The organism is Curtobacterium sp. Csp1 (genome assembly GCF_013347185.1).
Genome location: NZ_CP054594.1, coordinates 2483088 through 2503948, shown reverse-complemented (window position 1 = coordinate 2503948; position 20861 = coordinate 2483088). Strand labels below are relative to the sequence as shown.

The following is a 20861-nucleotide window of genomic DNA, read 5'->3' as shown; positions in this document are numbered from 1 at the left end:
GCGATGTGCGGTGCGCGTGCGGCGCGCGGCGCGCGCGAGTCCACGTGCTCAGCGACACTTCACGTGCACTCGCGGCCGTGAGGTGTCGCTGAGCGCGTGAGGTCGCCGCCGCCGTCAGTGCGAGCGGCGCCGCAGCCGACCGACGCCGAGCACGATGCCCACGACGACCATGCCGAGCACGAGCCCGAGGACGGCGGACACGGCCGTGTCGACGATCCAGGTGACGACCGGTCCGGCAGCCTCCACCGCGTGTTCGACCACGTGCAGCAGGTCGTAGGGTCCGGACCAGAACGTCTCGGCGAGGTTCGCGATCACCAGGTGCCCGCCGACCCAGAGCATCGCCACGGTCCCGACGATGCTGATCACGCGGAACACCGTCGGCATCGCGGCGACGACCCGGGCGCCCACACGTCGGGTGCGGCGCGACTCCTGCTTCATCATCTGCAGGCCGATGTCGTCGACCTTGACCAGGAGCGCCACCGCGCCGTAGACGAGCGCGGTCATGCCGGCGCCGATGAGCGCGAGGGCCCCGACGGTCGGCCAGAACCCGAGGCTCGTGTCCAGGCTCGCGAGCGCGATGAGCATGATCTCGGTGCTCAGGATGAGGTCCGTGCGGATCGCGCCGAACACGAGCTTCGGCTCGGTCGTCGGCTGCTCGTCGCCGTGCGCCGCGTGGTGCACCCCGAACCACTCGGTGACCTTCTCGGCGCCCTCGAAGCACAGGTACGTGCCGCCGATCACCAGGAGCCACGGGAGCACCCACGGCGCGAAGGCCGACAGCAGCAGGGCCAGGGGGATGATGATGACGAACTTGTTGAACAGGCTGCCCAGGGCGATGCGCCCGACCACCGGCAGCTCACGCGCGGGCTCCAGGCCCTGCACGTACTGCGGGGTCACCGCCGCATCGTCGATCACCACGCCGGCGGTCTTCGCGCTGGCCTTGAGGGCCGCGGAGAGGATGTCGTCCACCACGGCGAGCAACCCGACTGACATGTTCCTCAGACTACTGGGCCGGAACCTGCGAACCCGTGGTGTCAGACCGTCGGCTCGGGCGTGATCGTCCCGGGTCCGAGGGGCAGGACGCCGCTGCGGTAGCGCAGGGTATCCGCGGTGCCCACCGTGGCGTGCGCGGCGCCGAACCGCCAGACCCGGTTGTACAGGTAGACGCCCACCTCGGTGTCGCCGGACTCGGCGACCGCCCACGTGCCGGTGCCCCACTGCGCGGGGTGCCCGACGCCGTCGATCGTCACCGTCGGGCGGGCGCCCCAGGTGCACCAGGGCCGGTCGATGGTGAGCGTGATCCGGCGCCTCGTCGTGCCGGACGGCTGCGGGGCGTCCATGCGTTCAGGCTAGGGGATGGCGTCGGGCGGAGGTGCTGTTCGAGAGCGCCCTCCGCCCGTCGCGCTGGTACGAGGTCAGTCGTTCAGGTGCGCCATGGCGTAGTCCGCTTCTGCAGGGAGGAACTTCTCCCCGAACTCGGACGTCAGCTGGTCGCGGATCGCGTCCGGCGACATCGACATCGATGACTGGTAGTCCTTCGCCTTGGCGAGTGCGTTCGCGTTCCAATCGACCTGGACGGTGTCGACGGCGTACTGCGCGGCCTCTGGCGAGAACTTCTCTCCGTACTCGGACGTGAGCTGGTCGTAGATGCCGGCCTTGCTCATGTGCATGAGTTCGGAGTAGCTCTCGGCCTTGTTCAGTGCTGAGGTGAAGTCAGCAGGGACGTCGGGCTGCGCCGGTGCGGCCTCGGCCGGAGCTGCTTCCTCCGACTCCGGAGCGGCGGGCTCACTCGACGGCGACTCCTGCTCCTGGACAGGTGTCGGGGATGCAGCCACGACCGCTGCCTGCCGCACCTCGTCCGAGCTGAAGAGCGCGCCGAGACCTGCGGCCGTGCCGACGGACGAGAGCGTCGCCAGGATGCCGAGGACCAGTCCGGTGACCGCGAGGCCCTTCGACTGCTGTCGTCGGATCGCGAGCACAGCGAGGATGATCGCCGCGATGCCGACGAGTGCCCCGAACACCGGGATGAGCCCGAAGAGGAAGGCCGCGATGCCGACGACGAGTGCAGCGATCGCCAGCCCAGCAGCGCGTTTCGGGGTCAGGCCGCCCGGCTGGGACGGCGGGAGCCCAGGGCCGTGACCCTGGTACTGGGGGAACGGGGGAGGCGTCTGCGACATGCCGGCTCCCTGCGGCTCGGGTGTTGTCATGCGAGGAGTATGCCTCAAGTCTGTGATTTCCCAGAGAATTGCGGCGAGTCTTGCGGTTCCCCACTCTTCGGTGATCGCGGGACGTCGACCTGAACGGCCGCAGGATCCCGTCCGTATGCTCGCGACATGGCTGACTTCTCCGCTGCACAGGCCGCCGTCGTCCGGATCGAACGCGCCGAGCCCGGTCGCTGGGACCTCTCCGTCATCGGCGACGCGGGAGTCGCGATGGGGCACGGCGTCTACCTGTTCGACGCCGCACAGGACGACGCCGAGGACGAGCAGGCCGCGGCCCTCGACTTCGTGCGCGAGTACGGCTTCCGGTTCGATCGGGACGCGGTCGTCGCCGACGGTCCGGACGCGTTCTGGGCCCCGCTGCTGCCCGCCGACGCCGCCTAGGAGGCAGGCGGGGCCGGGGTGATCGTGGGCGCGGTCGCCTCGAAGCCGATCAGCCACGTGACCCCGAAGGCGTCCCGGACGGTGCCGTCCCAGTCGCCCCACGGCCGCTGCTGCAGCGGGTCCACCACGGTGCCGTCGATCGCCAGGTCCCCGAACCACCGCCGGAGGACCTCGGGTTCCGCCGCGCCGAGCAGGGAGAAGAGCAGGCCCGACGCCGCGAAGGACTCGTCGTCGCCGCCGGCGTCCGCCGCGAACAGCCGGAGACCACCGACGAGCTCGCCGTGCGCCACGGCGTCGGCCGGACCGTCGTCGCGGGAGAAGTCGGCGTAGGTGGCGATCCGGAGCTTGCCGCCGAAGACCCGCTGCCACCGGGTGAGCGCTGCCCGTGCCGTCCCGGGGAGCAGGAAGTACGGTGCCGGTCCGCTGACGTCCATGCGCCGACGCTACGCCAGAGCGTCGCGGACCGCGAGCATCAGCCGAGCATCGAGAGGGCGCGGTCGACGGCGTCCTCGGGGCGTCCGTCGCCGTCGACCGCCCACCACGTGAGTGCGGCGCTCGCGGCCGCGACCAGGACGTTCGCCCGCACGACCACCTCGAGGTCGGTGTGCGATCGCCCGTCCCGCTCCGCGACGAACCGGACGACGGTCCTCGTCAGGGCCGCGATCGTCTCCGCGCCGACCAGGCCGAGCGTCGGCTCCGCGCGGATCACCCGGAGTCGGTGCCGAGTCGTCTCGACGACGTCGTCCGGGAAGGTCGCGCCGATCCGGTACGCGGCCCGCAGGGCGTCCGCGGACGTCTCGTTCGTCGGGCGTTCCCGCAGCGCGGCGGTGAAGCGGTCGGCGAACTCGTCGAGGCCGCCCCAGACCAGCGCGGCCTTGCTCGGGAACAGGCGGAACAACGAACGACGGCTGACCCCGGCGGCCGCCGCGACCTCGTCCATCGAGACGGCGTCGAAGCCCAGGTCGTCGAACATCCGGAGCGCGACGAGCGACACCGCATCCGGATCGATCGTGCGCGGGCGTCCGACGGTTCCCATGGCATCCTTTCGGCACTGAGTGCTACAACTAGGTGGTGGACACCGCGCACCTGCGCAGCTCGCGCACTGCGCACCTCGACGAGGAGACGACGTGAGCGACACCACCGCCGGACGGTTCGCCGGCAAGACCATCATCGTCACGGGAGCGGGGTCCGGCATCGGACGCGCCACGGCGACGCACATCGCGCACGAGGGTGGCCGCGTCGTCGCGACCGACGTCGTGCCCGAGCGGCTGGACACGCTCCGGGACGACCTCCCGGGGCGCGCCGTCGAGTCCGTCGTCGGCGACGTCGCCGACCCGGCGACGATCGACGCCCTGCTGGCCGCCGCGGGCCCGCGCATCGACGGACTCGCGAACGTCGCCGGGATCATGGACGCGTTCCTGCCGCCGGACGAGGTCGACGACGCCACCTGGGACCGCGTCTTCAGCGTCAACGTGACCGGTCCGATGCGGCTGACCCGGGCCGTCCTGCCGGTGATGATCGGGGCCGGTCGCGGTGCGGTCGTGAACGTCGCCTCCGAGGCGGCGCTCCGGGCCTCCGCCGCCGGGGCCGCCTACACGGCGTCCAAGCACGCGATCGCCGGCTTCACGAAGAGCGTGGCGTTCTTCCACGGCCCGCAGGGCATCCGCGCGAACGCGGTCGCGCCCGGTGCGGTCGCGACGAACATCGAGGCACCGATGCAGAGCGAGTACGCGGCCGGTCGGGTCGGACCGATCATGCAGGTCGGGCGAACGTCAACGGCGTCGTGCTGCCGTCCGACGGCGGGTGGTCGGTCGTCTGACCCGGTCCGCCGAGCGGGGACCCCCGGTGTCGACGACGACGACGTTGGCGCCGCCGACACGGGTTCCCGCCGACCGTGGTCGGCGGGACCGAGCATAGGGCGGTCCCGCGGCACCGGCGGCTGCATTACGGGAACCCGCACGCTGCTCGCGTGACCCCGCCGAGACGCCCCACGTGCCTCGAGACGCCTCGGCCCCGTCCAGACGGCTCCGGGAGCGGCGGTGTCTCGGCCACCCGGGGGCGTCTCGCCGAGCCAGCGGCAGCGGCAGCGGGTCCGCCCCGAGACGCGCCCTACGCCGAAGCCAGCGCGCCCATCTCCGCCACGACGACCCGGAGCCGCGCGTCGAGCTCATCACTGTCGCCCACGGTGTCCCGGTGTGCGACCTCGGACAGCGCGGACATCACCAGCCCGACCGCAGTCCGCGCGGTCTGCTCGTCGGTCCGGACACCGACGGTGGCGAGGAGCGACTGCCGCGACTCGGCCATCCACCGCATCACCATCGAGGCCATCTCGGGCCGGAGCACGAGCAGCTCCTTCATGCGCCGACGGTCGGGCGACAGCGGGACGGTCGAGGCGATGAGCGTGCAAAGGTCGTCGACCAGCCGCCCGTCGGCCTCGGCGAAGCGCGAGGCAGCCCACGCGGGGACCTCCACGGTGTCGAGGCCGAGCGCGGCGTGCGCCTTCGACGTGAAGTAGTTGAAGAAGGTCCGCGGGGAGACGTCGGCGTCGGCGCAGATCTGCTCGACGGTGACGCCGTCGAGACCGTGCTCGGACACGAGCGTGAGCGCGGCGTCGTGGAGCGCCTGCCGGGTCTGCTGCTTCTTCCGCTCGCGCAACGTGCACGGCGCGGTGGCCGGGTCCGGTGCTGCTGTGGTGGTCACGTGCACTCCTGGGTGGAGGGTGGGTGGGGCGGGAGCGGCCGGTCCCGGTGCGCGGTGCACCCGGACCGGCCGCGTGGTCACCGACGCTGGGTCGGCGTGGAGCCGGTCATCGGCCCCGTGAAGGACCCGGCCTCGGCGGCGGCGAGACCGGCCCGTTCGCCTCGTCGTGCTGCTCTTGCAGCGCCGAACGCTGGCGGAGCGGCGGCACCCGGAAGAACCAGGTGAGGACGAACGCGAGCAGGATCACCCCGAGTCCGACCCAGTAGATCGTCACGGACGAGGCGTTGAACCCCGCCATGAACGGCCGGGTCAGCCGGCTGTCCGCACCGGTCAGGAACGAGGTGTCGTTCGTGCTCGTGGCGTTCGAGTCGGTTACGTGCGCTGCGAGGCGTCCGACCAGTCGACGGTCACCGTGCCGTCCTGCACGCCCGCGTGGGCCTTCGTCGCCACGGCGTCGAGCGCGGCGGCCTCGGCAGCGGGCGTGGCGTCGGCGACCTGCTGGTCGATGACGGTCTGGGCGGCGGCCTCGGGCAGCGCCCCGGCGTCGACCTGGGCCTGGACGGCAGCGCTGACCTTCGACACGACCTGCGCGTCGGCGGCCTGCTTCGCCTGCGCGGTCGCGTCGTCGAGCTGTGACTGCACGGTCTTCGTGAGCGGCGCGGTGATCGGGGCCCAGATCTTGTCGATCGCGCCCTGGTTCTCGGCCTTGCCCGCCACGGTCGGGTCGAGTGCGGCGGAGAGCGCCGGCTTCAGGTCGGCCTTGCCGAGCGTGCCGCCGATCTGCCGGAAGAAGGTCGCCGACGAGGTCGCGACGCCCATGTCCCGGGCCTCGACCGAGCCCTGGGACGCCAGGGTCAGCGACTGCATGACCGAGCCGAGCCCGAGGCCGATGAGGAACATGCCGATCATCAGGAACCAGAGCGGCTTGTCGATCGTCATGAAGGTCAGGACGACGTAGCCGGCGGAGACCAGGAACGTGCCGATGACCGGGAAGATCCGGTAGCGACCGACGCGGGCGACGATCTGGCCGGAGGTGATCGACGCGATCATGAGCCCGCCGACCAGGGGCAGCGTCGCGAAGCCGGACTCGGTCGGGGTGAGGCCGACGACGATCTGCAGGTAGAGCGGGATGGTCAGCATGGCACCGAACATCGCGAAGCCGACCAGGAACCCGATGACCGTGGCCATCGAGAAGGTGCCGGACCGGAAGAGCTTGAGCGGGATGATCGCCGCGTCGCCCATCTTCGCCTCGACGAGCAGCAGCGCGACGAGACCGAGCGCGCCGATGACGTAGCTCGCGATCGCGGCGGGGGAGCCCCAGCCCCAGGTGCGGCCCTGCTCGGCGACGAGCAGCAGCGGCACGAGCGTGACGATCACCGCCGTGGCGCCCCACCAGTCGACCTTCGGCTTGTCGCCCTTGCCGTGCACCTTCGGCAGGTGCAGGAAGACGATCACCATGATGAGCGCGGCGACACCGATCGGGACGTTGATGAGGAGCACCCAGCGCCAGCCGGTGATCCACAGGATCTCGGAGGAGCCGGCGAGCAGGCCGCCGATGAGCGGGCCGATGACCGACGAGATGCCGAACACGGCCAGGAAGTAGCCCTGGTACTTGGCGCGCTCGCGCGGGGCGAGGATGTCGCCCATGATCGCGAGCGGCAGCGACATCAGGGCGCCGGCGCCGATGCCCTGCACCGCGCGGAACGCGGCGAGCATGAGCATCGAGGTGGACATCGACGAGAGCACGGCGCCGAGGATGAACACCACGATGCCGAAGATGTAGAGGGGTCGGCGGCCGAAGATGTCGGAGAGCTTGCCGTAGATCGGCGTCGCGATGGTCGACGTGATCAGGTACGCGGTCGTGACCCACGCCTGCTGGTCGAGCCCGTGCAGGTCGTCGCCGATGGTGCGGATGGCCGTGCCGAACACCGTCTGGCCGAGGGACGACAGGAACATGCCCGCCATCAGGCCGTAGATCACGAGGAGGATCTGGCGGTGCGTCATGAGCGGCTGCTGGCCGGGCGTGCCGGGCGCGGGCGCGGCGGTCGCCGCGGGCGCCTCGGCCGCGTGGCGGCCGTGCTGCACCGGGACGGGTGCGGTGGCGGTCATCGAACTCCTTTTTCTGGCTGTGTAACTTTGCAGACCGCGCAACGATACATCCATTGCTTCCAGCAAGCAACTAATTTGGGCGCCGGTACCCTGGCCGCGTGACCGAGGACCGCGCCGCCGCCGAGCGGCTCCTGCACGCGCAGCTCGACCGGCTCTGGGTCCGCCAGGCGCTCCGCTCGTCGCTCATCGAGTCGCGCGGCGGGCTCGACCCGACGGCGCGCGTGATCCTGCGGGCTGTCGACCACTTCGGTGCCGTCCGTTCGATGGCGATCGCCGACGCGACCGGGCTGTCCCGGCCGGTCGTCAGCCGTCGGGTCGCGTCGCTGGTCGAGGCCGGGTACCTCGACACCTCGCCCGACCCCGCGGACGGACGCGCGAGCCTGGTCGCGGTCGCCGACGCCGGTCGCCGGCTGCTCGACCGGCTCGACGTCGCCGGCGCCGAGGCCGTCGACGAGCTCACGCAGGCCTTCGCGACCGACGAGCTGCGCACGCTGGCCGGACTGCTGGCCCGCCTCAACGACCGTGCGGACACCGTCCTCGGCATCGGCGCGCCGGACCGCGACGACGCGGCCTGACCACGCGGCCCGCGTCGCGGACGAGACCGGGGACGGACCGGAGGCTCGTGGCGGGGCCCGCCACGAGCCTCCAGTCCGGTGCTCCGTCACCACGCGCGGTCGCCGCGCAGGTCGCAGCCGGGGTACCGTTTCCGCATGAGCACGGACACCGCCACCACCACCGAGACCACCGACGAGGGGCCCGTGGTGACCTTCGCCGACCTCGGCCTGAGCGACCCGGTGCTCAAGGCCGTCAAGGAGATCGGCTACGAGACCCCCTCCGCGATCCAGGAGGCGACCATCCCGACGCTGCTCGAGGGGCGCGACGTCGTCGGCCTCGCGCAGACCGGGACCGGCAAGACGGCGGCGTTCGCGCTGCCGATCCTGTCCCGCATGGAGTCGGGCGCGAAGGTGCCGCAGGCCCTGGTGCTGTCGCCCACCCGCGAGCTCGCGCTCCAGGTCTGCGAGGCGTTCGAGCAGTTCGCCTCCCACATGAAGCACGTGCACGTGCTGCCGGTCTACGGCGGCCAGGCGTACGGCGTGCAGCTGTCCGCCCTGCGCCGCGGCGTCGACGTCGTCGTCGGCACGCCCGGTCGCATCATGGACCACATCGCGAAGGGCACGCTCGACCTGTCCGAGCTGAAGTACCTCGTGCTCGACGAGGCCGACGAGATGCTCAAGATGGGCTTCGCCGAGGACGTCGAGACGATCCTCGCCGAGACCCCGGACGACAAGCAGGTCGCGCTGTTCTCGGCGACCATGCCCGCGCAGATCCGCCGCATCTCGCAGCAGTACCTGACGGACCCGGCCGAGATCACCGTCAAGACGAAGACCAAGACCGCGGCGAACATCACGCAGCGGTACCTGATGGTGTCGTACCCGCAGAAGGTCGACGCGCTCACCCGCATCCTCGAGGTCGAGGACTTCGAGGGCATGATCATCTTCGTCCGCACCAAGAGCGAGACCGAGACCCTCGCCGAGAAGCTCCGCGCCCGCGGGTACGCCGCCGCCGCGATCAGCGGTGACGTCGCCCAGGCGCAGCGCGAGCGGACGGTCAACCAGCTGAAGTCCGGCAAGCTCGACATCCTCGTCGCGACCGACGTCGCCGCCCGCGGTCTCGACGTCGACCGCATCACGCACGTCGTGAACTTCGACATCCCCGTCGACATCGAGTCCTACGTGCACCGCATCGGCCGCACCGGTCGCGCCGGACGCAAGGGCGACTCGATCAGCTTCGTCACGCCGCGCGAGCGCCGCCTGCTCTCGGCGATCGAACGCCACACCAAGCAACCGCTCACGCAGATGCAGCTCCCGACGATCGACGACGTCAACGAGACCCGCCTGACCCGCTTCGACGACGCGATCACCGCGGCGCTCGAGCAGCAGGACCGGATCACGGCGTTCCGCGACGTCATCGCCCACTACGTGCGGAACCACGACGTGCCGGCCGACGACGTCGCCGCCGCGCTCGCGGTGGTCGCGCAGGGGGAGTCGCCGCTGCTGCTCGACCCCGCCGACGACCAGCTGCGGAACCAGGTCGACCGCGACGGTGCCCGCGCCGCCCGGCCCGACCGGGACCGCGAGGACCGTGGTCCGCGTCGCTCGCAGCCGATGACCGCCTACCGCATCGAGGTCGGGCGTCGCCACCGCGTCGAGCCCCGGCAGATCGTCGGCGCGCTCGCGAACGAGGGCGGCCTGCGCCGTGACGACTTCGGCGCGATCCAGATCCGGCCGGACTTCTCCATCGTGGAGCTGCCGCGGGACATGGACGCCGGCGTGCTCGACCGGCTGTCGGACACCCGGATCAGCGGGAAGCTCATCGAGATCAAGCCGGACCGCCGGGGTGGTGGCGTGCGGCGTGACCGGGACCGGGACGACCGTGGGCCGCGTGGCGGGGGCCGGGATCGCGACCGCGACCGCGACGACCGCGGGTTCCGTGGTGGCGACCGGGAGCGCGCGCCGCGCAAGCCCCGGTACTGAGACGCGAGGTCGCCGGCTCGGCGCCGTTGCCGAGACGCCCTGCCGTTGCCGAGACGCCCCCGGATCCGGGGCGTCTCGCTCGTTCGGGGGCGTCTCGGTGCGTTCGGGGGCGTCTCGGTGCGTTCGGGGGCGTGTCGGTGCGTTCGGGGGCGCCGTTCGCTACGCCGTCACGAGTCCCGACAGGGTCCGGCGGCACACCTCGTCCCACGGCGTCGGCTCGATGCCGAAGTGCGCCCGCGCCTGCCGGTCGTCGAGCACGTACGGCGCGGTCCACTGGTACCCGAGCTGTGCGAGCTCGCGCATCAGGGGCGTGACCAGGCCGATGGCCCGGACCAGTCCCATCGGCAGCCCGCGCACGCGGACCGGCGGACGACCAGCGGCGTGGAGCACGTCGGTGAGCGCCTGCTCCTGGGTCCGGGGTGGGTTCGACGGGACGTTCCAGGTGCGCCCGTGCGACGAGGGGTCGCCGACCGCCGCGACGAGCGTCCGCGCGACGTCCTGCACGTCCGTGTAGGTGTGCGGCCGGTCGGTCCGGCCGATCACCGTCACGGCCTTCCCCTGCAGGGCGGCGGGCAACACCCGCGTCACGTGCCCGTTCTGGCCGATGCCGGGCCCGACGTAGTCCGAACCGCGGACCTCGACGGCCCGCAGGCGTCCGGCCTCGTGCGCGGCCCGGGCGTCCGCCCACATCCGTGCCCGCAGCACGCCCTTGTGGTCCGTCGCCGCGTCGGGCAGGTCCTCACGCATCGGTCCGTCGACGGGTCCGTACGGGTACAGGTTGCCGGTGATGCCGTACACGGCCCCGGTGCGCTCGGCGGTGGTCAGCAGGGCGTCCGCGAGCGGCGGCCACACCCGCTCCCACTGTGTGTAGTCGCCGGGGTTGGCGCAGTTGTAGAGCGCAGCGGCGCCCTCGGTGACGCGGGTCAGTGCACGGGCGTCGGACGCGTCGAGCGCCTCGTGCCGGACTCCGGGCAGGCCGGTGGCGCGGCCGGACCGCGTGACGACGACCACCTCCTCCCCGCGGTCGGCGAGGTGGGCGGCGACGTGCCGCCCGACGGGACCGGCGCCGACGACGACGTGGTGACGGGACATGGTGGCCTCCTGGATCGATTCGGAGAGCGGTGCTCTCGAAAGCAGTGTGGCGCGCATCGGCTCCGTTAGCAAGAGCAGTGCTCTTGTTTGTGTGCACTGCTCTCGCATGGCATCCTGACGAGATGTCCGACAAGGCCCCGACCGCCCGCGCCCTGGCGCGCGAGACCGTCCGCGCGCGGATCCTCGCTGCAGCTCGGGCGCGCCTGACCGAGGAGGGTCCCGCGCAGCTCAGCCTGCGTGCCGTCGCGCGGGACGTCGGACTCGTGTCCTCCGCCGTCTACCGGTACTTCCCGAGCCGGGACGACCTGCTCACGGCGCTGCTCGTCGCGGACTACGACGAGCTCGGCGCCGCTGTCGAGTCCGCCGAGGCGCCGGTCGACCGGGCCGACCACCTCGGCCGCTGGACGGCGGCGTGCCGGGCGATCCGCACGTGGGCGACCTCCCACCCCGGCGACTTCGCACTGCTCTACGGCTCACCCGTGCCCGGCTACGTCGCACCGCAGGACACGATCGAGCCGGCCTCGCGGGCGACGCACGTGCTCGTCCGGATCGTCACCGAGGTCTGGGACGACCCGGACGAGGGTCCGTCGCGGACCGGGACCGGCCCCGCGGTGGGTGACCCGGCGCGGACGGCCACCGCGATCGCCGACGCCGTCGCCTACACGCGACAGCGGGGCTTCCACACCGACCCGCACCCCGAAGCCGTGCTCCGCCTGCTCATGGCGTGGACCACGGTGTTCGGGGTCCTGTCCTTCGAGCTGTTCGGTCACGCCGTCGGATCGGTGTCCGATCCTGATGCCTACTTCGACGAGGTCGTCGTCCACCTCGCGTACGACCTGGGGCTCGCGGGCCGCTGAGCGTGGTCGGGCGGCGCTTCATCGGGGCGTCGGGCTGACAGGTCCTCGTGTCCTGCGGTAGACAGGCTGGTATGCAGCGCACTCACCAGCGCTGTCCGGCAGCAGCAGGGAAGGATGCCGATGACGGCGCTCGACGTCAGCCGCCAGGACCGGCGACGGCTCACGACCGGCACCCCGACCCGGCGGCTCGCCGTGGTCCGGACGGTCGCCCTGCTCGCCTCGATCGCCGGCGTGAACTACATCGTCTGGCGCTGGGCCGCCTCCGTGAACTGGCACTCGTGGTGGATCGCGGTGCCGCTGATCCTGGCGGAGACCTACAGCGTCATCGACTCGCTCCTGTTCGCCTTCGGAGCGTGGCGGCTGCGCGAGCGGGGGGAGCCGCCGACGAAGCCGGCCGGGGACGTCACGGTCGACGTCTTCGTCACGACGTACAACGAGCCCGTCGAGCTCGTCGTCCGCACCGCCCGCGCGGCGAAGGCGATCACACACCCGCACAGCACGTGGATCCTCGACGACGGCAACCGTCCGGAGATGCGCGCCGCCGCAGAGGCACTCGGGATCGGCGTCATCACCCGCGGTGCCGACTGGGTCGACCGTCCCCGCCACGCCAAGGCCGGCAACCTCAACAACGCGCTGCTCGCCACCCAGGGGGAGTTCCTGCTCATCCTGGACGCCGACCAGGTCCCGGAGCCGTCGATCCTCGACCGCACGCTCGGGTACTTCAAGGATGAGCGGATGGCGCTCGTGCAGACCCCGCAGTGGTTCGAGAACGTCCCGGACGCCGATCTCCTCGGAAGTCAGGCGCCCCTGTTCTACGGGCCGATCCAGCAGTCGAAGGACGGCTGGAACGCCGCGTTCTTCTGCGGCTCGAACGCGATCCTGCGCCGCGAGGCCCTCATGCAGCTCGGCGTCACCCGCTACGTGCGCGAGGTCGAGGAGTCCGTCGAGCGGACGATCAAGACCTCGCGGAAGCTCCTGGCCCGGGCGCGCGAGACCGAGACCGACCCGCGCGTGCTCGACGCGCTCGACGGGGCCGAGCAGGTCGTCGACCGCGCCCGTGACCAGATCGACCGGGGCGAGCCGCTCGGCGACGTCACGTACGACTTCCAGCGCGGCATCGACGCGATCGCCTTCCGGTTCGCCGCCGCCGACCTCGAGGCGGTCCGCCGCGACCTGCAGGAGCTGGCGGCGATGTCGACCGAGGCGGACACGTTCGCCGGGCTCGACGACGCCGCACTCGACGTCCTCGGTCGGCGCGAGGCCTCGCCCGTCGCGGCCATCGAGTCGATCGCCGTCCTGGCCCGCGCGCTCGACGTCAACCGCGACGACGAGGCGCAGCCGATCATGCCGCTCGCCACGATCTCGGTCACCGAGGACATGGCGACCGCGATGCGCCTGCACGGCCTCGGCTGGAAGTCGGCGTACCACGACGAGATCCTCGCCAAGGGCCTGGCGCCCGAGGACCTGCCGACCATGCTCGTGCAGCGCCTCCGGTGGGCACAGGGCACCATGCAGGTGTTCTTCCGCGAGAACCCCCTCGTGCAGAAGGGGCTCTCGTTCGGGCAGCGCCTCATGTACTTCTCGACGATGTGGAGCTACCTGTCCGGCTTCGCCGCGGTCGTCTACATCGCGGCCCCGGTGCTCTGCCTGTCGTTCGGGGTGGTCCCGGTCCAGGCGTACAGCGTCGACTTCTTCGTGCGGCTCATCCCGTTCCTCGTGCTCAACCAGGCACTGTTCTGGGTGGTCGCCGCGGGCAGACCGACGTGGCGCGGGCAGCAGTACTCGCTCGCGCTGTTCCCCGTGTGGATCGAGTCCGTGACGAGCGCGTTCGAGAACGTGTTCCGGGGCAAGCCGCTCGGCTTCCGGGTCACCCCGAAGGTCCGCGACGAGTCCGAGCAGAAGCCGCGGTGGGACCTCGTCAAGCCGCAGCTCATCGCGATGGCGGCCCTCGTCGCGTCGCTGGTGCTCATCGGCATCCGCTACCTGACCGGCCAGGCGGAGGGGATCGCCCCGCTCGTCAACTCCGCCTGGGTCGTCTTCGACCTCTTCATCTTCAGCATCGTGATCCGAGCGGTCCGCTACGGCGGTCCCGGCCCCGGCACGGTGCAGTCCGAACACGAGTCCTCGACCGCAGGAGGCCCGCTGTGACCACGCAGCACGTGACCTTCGAGGTGCCGGCCGTCGCCGCGTCCCTCGACGAGGTGCAGGACCGGTTCGCCGCCTGGTGGGAGACGCTCGACGTCGACGACGTGCGGCTCCGCTTCGCGCTCGAGACCGCGTTGGCCGAGGTCGCCGCGAACATCGTCGAGCACACCAAGCGCACCGACCGGATCGAGGGCCGCCGCTACACGGTCGAGCTCCTGGCGACCGACCGCGAGCTCCTCGCGGTGCTCACCGACAACGGGCAGCCGGCGGACGTCGACCTGTCCGCGGTGACGATGGCGGACGTCGACGAGGAGAGCGGCCGCGGGCTCGCGCTCTCCATCGCCGCGCTCGACCGGCTCGAGCACGGGGCGTCCTGGCCAAGGCCGTCGCGCTCCTCGTCGTGCTCGGGACGCTGCTGCTCGGCGGCGCGCTCCCGGCGTCCGCGGTCACGGCGACGCAGTCCCCAGCGACGGCGGCAGCCTCGGACCGCGGTGCGCTCCCGGCGTCCGACCGGGCGTGGTTCGGCCCGGACCTCGACTGGGGCGACGATGGCCCCGACGGCTACGCGGGCCGACTCGGTGCCGTGCCGTCGATGTACGGCGTCGAGATCGCGTACCCCTTCGACCGGAGCGCCCGGAAGGAGTTCCTCCGGGCGACCCGGGCCACGGCCGCCCAGGGAGCGGTCCTCGTCGTCAGCCTCGAGCCCTCGCAGTCGCTCGGCTCCCTGACCCGCGCCGACGCCGAGACCGCGAACCGCCTGTTCGAGGAGGTCCACCGGCAGTACGACACCCGGGTGCTCGTCCGCTTCGCGCCGCAGATGAACGGTACATGGGTCCGGTGGGGGCAGCAGCCGACCGCGTTCGTCGACGCCTTCCGCACGCTCGCCGGCGTCGTGCACGCCGGCGACTCGTCGGCCGCGATGGTGTGGTCGCCGTCGTACGGGGCCGGCTACCCCTTCGGGGAGTCCGCCGGCCGCCTGCAGGACCTGTCCGCGACCGACGTGTCGAAGCTCGACACGAACGGCGACGGACAGCTCACCGCGGCCGACGACCCGTACGCGCCGTACTGGCCCGGTGCGTCGAGCGTCGACTGGGTCGGCCCCGAGGCCGCCGGGCGCGAGGTCCCCCTCACCACCTTCGACGAGACCTGGGGCTACCAGCAGCCGCAGACCGAGGGCACCTTCACCCAGCGCTTCGCCGTCGACCAGGACCGTCCGATGCTCCTGGACACCGGGGCGCTCTACGACCACTCGCTCAAGGGAGCCGCGGAGTTCCCCGTCAAGCAGGAGTGGTGGCGGCAGGTGATCGCCGCCGTGCAGCAGCACCCCGAGGTCCGCGGCGTCACGTTCCTCGAGACGAACCGCCGCGAGCCCGAGGCCGGCAACCGGGTCGCGGACTGGCGGGACACGGCCGTCCCGGGGATCGCCGGGTCGTTCCGGACCGACCTGCAGGACGCCGACCACTTCGTCTTCGGGCCGGTCACCAAGCGGATCACACCGCAGGACGGCGCCGCCGCCGTCAGCCAGGAGTACGAGACCGGCGGCGACCAGATGGCGTGGATCGTCTGGTTGGCGGCCGGTCTGGCGGCGGTGTTCCTGCTCAGCGGCCTCGTCGGTCTCCTGCTGCCGAGCTGGCGCTACCCCGACGACGGCAAGCCCGGGCGCGACCTGCGGCTCGACCTGTTCCGCGGGTTCATCATCCTCGCCGTCGTCATCACGCACATCGAGATCGGCGGACCGTACTCGTACATCACGCTGCACGCGACCGGCGCGATCACCGGCGCCGAGATGTTCGTGTTCCTGTCCGGCATGGTCCTCGGCATGACCTACCCGTTCGCGATCAAGAAGTTCGGCGAGTGGGTCGCCGCCGTCGGCGCGTGGAAGCGTGCGCGGAAGCAGTACCTCGTGACCCTCGGGGTGATCCTGGTCGTCTTCGCGATGAGCTTCATCCCCTTCCTGAACACCGGGCCGAGGGACGCGTGTACGACCTGTACCCGAACGCGATGCAGCTGCTCGCGTACCCGCCGCCCTGGTACGCGATCCGGCAGTTCCTGCTGCTCGAGATGGGCCCGTGGCCGTTCAACATCATGGGACTCTTCGTGGTGCTGAGCCTGTTCATCCCGCTCTTCATGTGGGTGATCCGGCGCGGGTTCTGGTGGGCGCTGCTCGTCGTCAGCTGGGGTGTCTACGTCTTCCAGGCCCTCAACCCCGACTTCCGTCCGCTGAACTCGCAGTTCGAGGCGGTCTTCCCCCTCCTCACCTGGCAGGTCGTCTTCACGCACGGACTCGTGCTCGGCTACTACCGCCGACAGGTCATCGGCGCGCTCACCGGTCGGCTCGGCAAGGTGCTCATCGGCGTCGGCATCACCGGGTACGCGCTGTTCCTGGTCTACGTCTGGGCGGGCAACCAGTTCGGCTTCACCCCGACCCCGTTCCCCGCGACGATGTACGACCAGCTCTACAACACGGCCTACCAGCGCGTGGACCTGCAGTGGGGCCGGCTCGTCGACATCGCGTTCTTCGCGATCGTGTCGTACGCGATCCTCACGGTGTTCTGGAAGCCGATCGCGGCGGTGATCGGCTGGCTCTGGATCCCGATCGGGCAGGCGAGCCTCTACGTCTTCGTGTGGCAGGTGTTCTTCGCGCTGGCGATCGCGTCGATCCCCGGTGTCGACTGGTTCAACGGGTGGATCGGCTTCGCCGCCCACACCGCGCTGATCCTGCTGGTCTGGTACATGATCCGCAAGAAGTTCCTCTTCTCGGTCATCCCCCGCTGACCCCGCCCGCGCGGTCGTTCCCATCGCGCGTGACGTAGGAAGCCGATCCGCGCATACCTGGTCAGAACGAACGACCTGGTACGCGCGATTCGACCCAGTACGCGCGGATCGGCCTTCGTTGCACGGATCGGCCCGGCATCCGTGGATCCGGCAGCGCGAGCGCGGGTGGGCGGGTGCGCCGCGACCACGGACGGACGGGAGGCGCGGTGCCGGCCGGCACCGCGCCTCCCGTCCGTGGGGTGGTCGCGTGGGGCGGGTCAGGCGAGCGCGCCGCTGTCGGTCGCGAGCGCCTGCCGGACCGGACCCCACGCGGCGAGCCGCTCCCGGACCGCCTCGTCCCGCTCGGTCTCGAGGGCTGTCGCGTGCGCCTGCTCGAGCACCTCGTCGACGACCACGCGCTGCCCGGAGCGCGCCGACGCGATCGCCGCGTCGACCATCACCAGGCTCATCACGTTGCGGTGCACCTCGCCGTCGGGACGGTGTCCGGACCGGACCGCGCGGACGAACGAGGCGAGCGCTCCCGCGATCTCCGTCCCGACCCCGGCGGCGGGCTCGGGCGACCCCGCTCCGCCGTCGACGACGCTCGACGGGTCGTGGTCGCCGTCCCAGGCGGCCGAGCCGGTCGCGCCGGTGGCCCGCCAGTCGCCGTTCCAGGACGTCTCGTCGCCCGGCGCGCACCACGAACCGTCGTAGACGTAGCGGACGTCGTCCTCGAACGTGAACACCGCGGCGGCGTTCGCGTGCCCGCGGTACCAGGACCACGACGGGTTCCACGACTCGCAGTACACCGACACCGGCTCGCGTTCGAGCACGTAGCGGGCGGAGTCGAACGCGTGGATCGCCATGTCGAGGAGCAGGACGTCGTCCATCTCTTCGCGGAAGCCGCCGAAGCGCGGTGCCCTCGCGAACCGGGTGTTCAGGCTCCCGACCCCGCCGAGCGCGCGGACGTGCTGCCGGAAGGCGACGAGCTGGTCGTTGTAGCGGCGGGACTGGGACACCATGAACAGCTGCCCGGTGACCTCGGCCGCGGCGGCGAGGGACAGGGCCTCGGCGACGGTCTGGGCGGCGGGCTTCTCGCCGAGGACCGGCAGACCGGCGTGCAGGGCGTCCATCGTGACCTGGTGGTGGGCGACCGGCACGGTGATGTCGAGGACGGCCTCGGCACCGGTCTCCGCGAGGAGCGCCGTGAGGTCCCGGCCGACCGGGATCGACGGGGCGCCGGCCAGGTCGGCCCCGGTGCGTGCGGCGTCGAGGTCGAGGTCGACGACGCCGACGAGCTCGACGTCGGGGTCGGCGGCGACGGTGGCGAGCCACGCGCGGCCCATCCCGCCGGCGCCGACCTGCACGACCCGCAGCGGGGCGGTCACGCCGGGACCTCTTCGTCGGCCGGTGCGTCGTCGAACGGGCCCCGGTAGTGCTGGCCGTCGAAGTACTCGCCCAGGTCGTAGCGGCGGAGCGTCGGCAGCTCGCGCTCCCGGTCCGGCCGGGCCCACTCCGCGCCGTTCGCGACCACGCGACGGACGTCGGGGTGGTGGTACACGGGGAAGTCCTGGTCACCAGGCGAGAAGTAGAAGATCTTCCCGAGGCCGCGGCGGTAGGTCATGCCGCTCCGGAAGACCTCGCCGCCGGTGAACCCCGAGATGAAGATCAGCTCGTCGGGGGTCGGGACGTCGAAGTACTCGCCGTACATCTCCTGCTCGGGGATGACGATCGGGTTCGGGACGCCGCGGGTGATGGGGTGCTGCGGGTTCACGGTCCAGACGAGCTCCTGGTCGTGCTCGCTGCGCCACCGGAGCGTGCAGGTCGTGCCCATGAGCTTGCCGAAGATCTTCGACCAGTGGCCGGAGTGCAGGACGACGAGCCCCATGCCGGACAGGACGTGCTTGTGCACCCGGTCCACGACGGCGTCGTCGACGTCCGCGTGGGCGGCGTGCCCCCACCAGGTGAGGACGTCGGTCTCGGCGAGCACGGCGTCGGTCAGGCCGTGCTCGGGCTCCTGCATGGTCGCGGTGCGGACCACGGCCTCGGGCAGGTGCTCGCGGATGCCCGCGGCGATCGCCCCGTGCATGCCCTCGGGGTAGCGCTCGGCGACGTGTTGCTCGACCTGTTCGTGGACGTTCTCGCCCCAGACGGTGACGCGGAGGGGGGTGGTGGTCATGGTGTGTGCCTTCCTGGCTGTGGGAGCGCGGAGCGGGCCGTCGTCATTTGACGGCACCGCCGAGCGCACCGGCGGAGATGTAGCGCTGGGCGACGATGAGCAGGACCGCGGCCGGCAGCGAGGCCAGCACAGACGTCGCCATCACCGGCCCCCAGTCGGTCACGTTCGAGCCGATGTAGTTGTAGATGCCGAGCGTGATCGGTCGGACGGCGTCGGTCGACGTCAGGGTGAGCGCGATGAGGAAGTCGCCCCAGGCGCCGAGGAACGTGAAGAGCGCCGCGGTGACGATCGCGTTCCGGCTGATCGGCAGGACGATCGACACGAAGGCCCGCAGGTCGTTCGCGCCGTCGACGAGCGCGGCCTCGACCAGGCTCGGCGGGATCGACTCCATGAACGCGCGCATGAGCAGCACCGCGAAGGGGACCTGCACGGCGCTGTCCGCCAGGATCAGTCCGAGGTAGCTGTTGAGCAGTCCGACGTTGTTGAACAGCGCGTAGAGCGCGTTCGCGATCACGATCCCGGGGATCATCTGCGTGATGAGCAGCACGAGCAGGAACGCCTTCGTGCCGCGCATCCGGAAGCGTGCGAGTCCGTAGGCCGCCGGGGTGGCGATGACGAGCGTCAGCACGACGGTGCCGAGGCCGATGATCATGCTCGAGACGAAGTTCTGCCCCTGCTGGGCGAACGCCGCCTGGTAGCCGGCGAACGTCGGGTTCCAGGGGAACCAGGTCGCGGTGGCGGCACCGGACGTGGCCTGCAGCGACGTGTTCACCATCCAGTAGACGGGGAAGATCATGATCGCGAGGAACACGATGCCGAGGATCGTGAACGGGATCCCCTTGCGGCTCGAACGGGGTCGGCGGGCCCGGGTGCTCCGTGCCGTGGTGATCGCACGGGTCGCCGTGACGGTCCTGCCTGCGAGTCCGACGCTCATTCGTCGACCGCCTTCCTGGAGATCGCGATGTAGACCATCGCGAAGACGAACGAGACGACGATGAGCACGTTGCTCACCGCGGCTCCGATGCCGAACTGGAAGTTGATGAACGACTGGTGGTACGCGTTCGTGGCGAGCGTCTGCGTCGAGTTCGCGGGTCCGCCGCCGGTCAGGCCGAGGATGATGTCCACGACCTTCAGCGTGTAGACGACCCCGAGCACGATCACCACGCTGACCACCGACCGGATGCTCGGCCAGGTGATGTACCAGAAGGCCTTGAACCCGGTGGCGCCGTCGAGCGCGCCGGCCTCGTAGAGCTCCGGCGGCACGGACTGCAGACCGCTGTACAGGATCGTCGTGTTGAACGGGATGCCGAGCCAGACGTTGACGCCGATCACCGCGATGAGCGCGAGGCTCGGGCTGACCAGCCACGGCACCGGCCCGATGCCGACGACCCCGAGCAGCTGGTTCAGCGCGCCGCTGTCCTGGTCGAGCAGCCACTTCCACACCGCGCTCGAGGCGATCAGGGGGAGCAGCCACGGCAGCAGCAGCAGGCCGCGCAGGAACCCGGACAGCGGGAAGTGCCGCCGGAAGAACAGCGCGAGCCCGAGCCCGAGGACGAACTGCAGGACGATCGACCCCGCAGTGAAGAGGGCGGTGTTGACGACGCTCGTCGTGAAGACGGCGCTCGTGAACACCGAGACGTAGTTGCCGAAGCCCACCCACGGGGCCTCGCCGGTGAAGAAGGTCTTGGTCGTGTAGTCCTGGAACGACATCACGACGTTCTTGACCACCGGGTAGCCGAAGAACAGGGCCACGAAGACGGCGGCCGGGATGACGAACAGCCATCGGGTCAGGCCGGAACGGAGCCGCGCGCGGCGCTGTCCGGGTCGTACGGGGGCCGGGGACGTCGCTCGCGAACGGAGCTGGGTCGAGGCGCTCATGTCAGGTCCT

At 71.3% G+C, this 20861-nt stretch carries 21 protein-coding genes and 1 pseudogene; 9 read left to right on the top strand and 13 right to left on the bottom strand.

The window, feature by feature from the left end; genetic code table 11:
- Positions 1-114: 114 nt before the first annotated feature.
- The 3 genes from HUN58_RS12015 to HUN58_RS12005 all read right to left on the bottom strand — a co-directional run bounded on the left by HUN58_RS12015 (position 115) and on the right by HUN58_RS12005 (position 2207).
- A complete protein-coding gene (locus HUN58_RS12015; protein WP_141860410.1) occupies positions 115-993 on the bottom strand; it encodes a DUF808 domain-containing protein in 879 nt (292 codons plus the stop codon).
- A gap of 41 nt (positions 994-1034) precedes the next feature.
- Complete coding sequence (locus tag HUN58_RS12010; protein ID WP_114848846.1) at positions 1035-1340, bottom strand: hypothetical protein; 306 nt, start codon at positions 1338-1340, stop codon at positions 1035-1037.
- 75 nt (positions 1341-1415) lie between these two features.
- Entirely contained in the window at positions 1416-2207 is a 792-nt protein-coding gene (locus HUN58_RS12005) for an Ltp family lipoprotein (protein ID WP_254631473.1), read from the bottom strand.
- A gap of 126 nt (positions 2208-2333) precedes the next feature.
- Here HUN58_RS12005 and HUN58_RS12000 point away from each other — a divergent pair, with 126 nt between their 5' ends.
- Positions 2334-2603, top strand: coding sequence for a hypothetical protein (locus HUN58_RS12000; protein ID WP_180225644.1), 270 nt, complete (start codon positions 2334-2336; stop codon positions 2601-2603).
- Here the strand turns inward: HUN58_RS12000 and HUN58_RS11995 are convergent.
- Together HUN58_RS11995 and HUN58_RS11990 are read right to left on the bottom strand one after the other, a co-directional pair.
- The gene (locus tag HUN58_RS11995) at positions 2600-3037 is read right to left on the bottom strand and encodes a VOC family protein (RefSeq protein WP_180225643.1); all 438 of its coding nucleotides are present in this window, start codon (positions 3035-3037) and stop codon (positions 2600-2602) included. The genes HUN58_RS12000 and HUN58_RS11995 overlap by 4 nt on opposite strands.
- Positions 3038-3075: 38 nt before the next feature.
- Complete coding sequence (locus HUN58_RS11990) at positions 3076-3639, bottom strand: TetR family transcriptional regulator (protein WP_180225642.1); 564 nt, start codon at positions 3637-3639, stop codon at positions 3076-3078.
- Positions 3640-3730: 91 nt separating this feature from the next.
- On the opposite strand from HUN58_RS11990, the gene HUN58_RS11985 reads away from it, so the two are divergent.
- The gene (locus tag HUN58_RS11985) at positions 3731-4576 is read left to right on the top strand and encodes an SDR family NAD(P)-dependent oxidoreductase (protein ID WP_368075745.1); all 846 of its coding nucleotides are present in this window, start codon (positions 3731-3733) and stop codon (positions 4574-4576) included.
- 136 nt (positions 4577-4712) lie between these two features.
- On the opposite strand, the gene HUN58_RS11980 is transcribed toward HUN58_RS11985, so the two are convergent.
- The 3 genes from HUN58_RS11980 to HUN58_RS11975 form a co-directional block, all read right to left on the bottom strand.
- Positions 4713-5303 (bottom strand): TetR/AcrR family transcriptional regulator, encoded by a 591-nt coding sequence (locus HUN58_RS11980; protein WP_114848851.1) that lies wholly within the window; start codon positions 5301-5303, stop codon positions 4713-4715.
- Positions 5304-5409: 106 nt separating this feature from the next.
- Complete coding sequence (locus HUN58_RS20565) at positions 5410-5601, bottom strand: hypothetical protein (protein WP_254631472.1); 192 nt, start codon at positions 5599-5601, stop codon at positions 5410-5412.
- Between the two features lie 74 nt (positions 5602-5675).
- Entirely contained in the window at positions 5676-7412 is a 1737-nt protein-coding gene (locus tag HUN58_RS11975) for an MDR family MFS transporter (protein ID WP_254631471.1), read from the bottom strand.
- Between the two features lie 98 nt (positions 7413-7510).
- Here HUN58_RS11975 and HUN58_RS11970 point away from each other — a divergent pair, with 98 nt between their 5' ends.
- A complete protein-coding gene (locus tag HUN58_RS11970) occupies positions 7511-7987 on the top strand; it encodes a MarR family winged helix-turn-helix transcriptional regulator (RefSeq protein ID WP_114848853.1) in 477 nt (158 codons plus the stop codon).
- A 135-nt stretch (positions 7988-8122) separates the two neighbouring features.
- Positions 8123-9946 (top strand): DEAD/DEAH box helicase, encoded by a 1824-nt coding sequence (locus tag HUN58_RS11965; RefSeq protein ID WP_229666783.1) that lies wholly within the window; start codon positions 8123-8125, stop codon positions 9944-9946.
- Positions 9947-10105: 159 nt separating this feature from the next.
- Here HUN58_RS11965 and HUN58_RS11960 read toward each other — a convergent pair whose 3' ends face one another.
- Positions 10106-11038 carry an NAD-dependent epimerase/dehydratase family protein gene (locus HUN58_RS11960; protein ID WP_141860418.1) on the bottom strand — a complete coding sequence of 311 codons (933 nt, stop codon included), beginning with the start codon at positions 11036-11038 and terminating at the stop codon, positions 10106-10108.
- A gap of 122 nt (positions 11039-11160) precedes the next feature.
- On the opposite strand from HUN58_RS11960, the gene HUN58_RS11955 reads away from it, so the two are divergent.
- The 5 genes and pseudogenes from HUN58_RS11955 to opgC (HUN58_RS11935) all read left to right on the top strand — a co-directional run bounded on the left by HUN58_RS11955 (position 11161) and on the right by opgC (HUN58_RS11935) (position 16815).
- Positions 11161-11895: a TetR/AcrR family transcriptional regulator gene (locus HUN58_RS11955; protein WP_141860420.1), complete on the top strand. Its 735-nt coding sequence runs from the start codon at positions 11161-11163 to the stop codon at positions 11893-11895.
- A gap of 120 nt (positions 11896-12015) precedes the next feature.
- Positions 12016-14043, top strand: coding sequence for a glycosyltransferase (locus tag HUN58_RS11950; RefSeq protein ID WP_229666782.1), 2028 nt, complete (start codon positions 12016-12018; stop codon positions 14041-14043).
- Positions 14040-14342: pseudogene (locus HUN58_RS21070) on the top strand (ATP-binding protein); the annotation flags it as partial. The gene HUN58_RS11950 and the pseudogene HUN58_RS21070, both read left to right, overlap by 4 nt.
- A gap of 98 nt (positions 14343-14440) precedes the next feature.
- A complete protein-coding gene (gene opgC, locus HUN58_RS11940) occupies positions 14441-16147 on the top strand; it encodes an OpgC domain-containing protein (protein WP_254631470.1) in 1707 nt (568 codons plus the stop codon).
- Positions 16042-16815: an OpgC domain-containing protein gene (gene opgC, locus HUN58_RS11935; RefSeq protein WP_208745529.1), complete on the top strand. Its 774-nt coding sequence runs from the start codon at positions 16042-16044 to the stop codon at positions 16813-16815. Before opgC (HUN58_RS11940) ends, opgC (HUN58_RS11935) begins: the two co-directional genes overlap by 106 nt.
- Before the next feature lie 257 nt (positions 16816-17072).
- Here the strand turns inward: opgC (HUN58_RS11935) and HUN58_RS11930 are convergent, their stop codons facing one another.
- From HUN58_RS11930 to HUN58_RS11915, 4 genes are read right to left on the bottom strand one after another with little or no spacing between them, the layout of a single operon-like run.
- Positions 17073-18182 carry a Gfo/Idh/MocA family protein gene (locus tag HUN58_RS11930; protein ID WP_257222143.1) on the bottom strand — a complete coding sequence of 370 codons (1110 nt, stop codon included), beginning with the start codon at positions 18180-18182 and terminating at the stop codon, positions 17073-17075.
- On the bottom strand, positions 18179-18973 hold the full coding sequence (locus HUN58_RS11925; RefSeq protein ID WP_058743272.1) for a ThuA domain-containing protein: 795 nt from the start codon (positions 18971-18973) through the stop codon (positions 18179-18181). The genes HUN58_RS11930 and HUN58_RS11925 overlap by 4 nt, the downstream gene beginning before the upstream one ends.
- A 43-nt stretch (positions 18974-19016) precedes the next feature.
- Positions 19017-19907 carry a carbohydrate ABC transporter permease gene (locus tag HUN58_RS11920; RefSeq protein ID WP_180225639.1) on the bottom strand — a complete coding sequence of 297 codons (891 nt, stop codon included), beginning with the start codon at positions 19905-19907 and terminating at the stop codon, positions 19017-19019.
- Positions 19904-20851 (bottom strand): carbohydrate ABC transporter permease, encoded by a 948-nt coding sequence (locus HUN58_RS11915; RefSeq protein WP_058743274.1) that lies wholly within the window; start codon positions 20849-20851, stop codon positions 19904-19906. The genes HUN58_RS11920 and HUN58_RS11915 overlap by 4 nt, the downstream gene beginning before the upstream one ends.
- Between the last annotated feature and the right edge of the window lie 10 nt (positions 20852-20861).

What these genes read in the sequence shown, in the direction of transcription:
- HUN58_RS11990 (WP_180225642.1), bottom strand. Translation starts at nt 3,639, where the DNA reads ATGGGAACCGTCGGACGCCCGCGCACGATCGATCCGGATGCGGTGTCG.
- HUN58_RS11950 (WP_229666782.1), top strand. Translation starts at nt 12,016, where the DNA reads ATGACGGCGCTCGACGTCAGCCGCCAGGACCGGCGACGGCTCACGACC.
- HUN58_RS12010 (WP_114848846.1), bottom strand. Translation starts at nt 1,340, where the DNA reads ATGGACGCCCCGCAGCCGTCCGGCACGACGAGGCGCCGGATCACGCTC.
- HUN58_RS11960 (WP_141860418.1), bottom strand. Translation starts at nt 11,038, where the DNA reads ATGTCCCGTCACCACGTCGTCGTCGGCGCCGGTCCCGTCGGGCGGCAC.
- HUN58_RS11955 (WP_141860420.1), top strand. Translation starts at nt 11,161, where the DNA reads ATGTCCGACAAGGCCCCGACCGCCCGCGCCCTGGCGCGCGAGACCGTC.
- HUN58_RS12015 (WP_141860410.1), bottom strand. Translation starts at nt 993, where the DNA reads ATGTCAGTCGGGTTGCTCGCCGTGGTGGACGACATCCTCTCCGCGGCC.
- HUN58_RS11915 (WP_058743274.1), bottom strand. Translation starts at nt 20,851, where the DNA reads ATGAGCGCCTCGACCCAGCTCCGTTCGCGAGCGACGTCCCCGGCCCCC.
- HUN58_RS11965 (WP_229666783.1), top strand. Translation starts at nt 8,123, where the DNA reads ATGAGCACGGACACCGCCACCACCACCGAGACCACCGACGAGGGGCCC.
- HUN58_RS12005 (WP_254631473.1), bottom strand. Translation starts at nt 2,207, where the DNA reads ATGACAACACCCGAGCCGCAGGGAGCCGGCATGTCGCAGACGCCTCCC.
- HUN58_RS11995 (WP_180225643.1), bottom strand. Translation starts at nt 3,037, where the DNA reads ATGGACGTCAGCGGACCGGCACCGTACTTCCTGCTCCCCGGGACGGCA.
- opgC (WP_208745529.1), top strand. Translation starts at nt 16,042, where the DNA reads ATGCAGCTGCTCGCGTACCCGCCGCCCTGGTACGCGATCCGGCAGTTC.
- HUN58_RS11975 (WP_254631471.1), bottom strand. Translation starts at nt 7,412, where the DNA reads ATGACCGCCACCGCACCCGTCCCGGTGCAGCACGGCCGCCACGCGGCC.
- HUN58_RS11925 (WP_058743272.1), bottom strand. Translation starts at nt 18,973, where the DNA reads ATGACCACCACCCCCCTCCGCGTCACCGTCTGGGGCGAGAACGTCCAC.
- HUN58_RS12000 (WP_180225644.1), top strand. Translation starts at nt 2,334, where the DNA reads ATGGCTGACTTCTCCGCTGCACAGGCCGCCGTCGTCCGGATCGAACGC.
- HUN58_RS11920 (WP_180225639.1), bottom strand. Translation starts at nt 19,907, where the DNA reads ATGAGCGTCGGACTCGCAGGCAGGACCGTCACGGCGACCCGTGCGATC.
- HUN58_RS20565 (WP_254631472.1), bottom strand. Translation starts at nt 5,601, where the DNA reads ATGGCGGGGTTCAACGCCTCGTCCGTGACGATCTACTGGGTCGGACTC.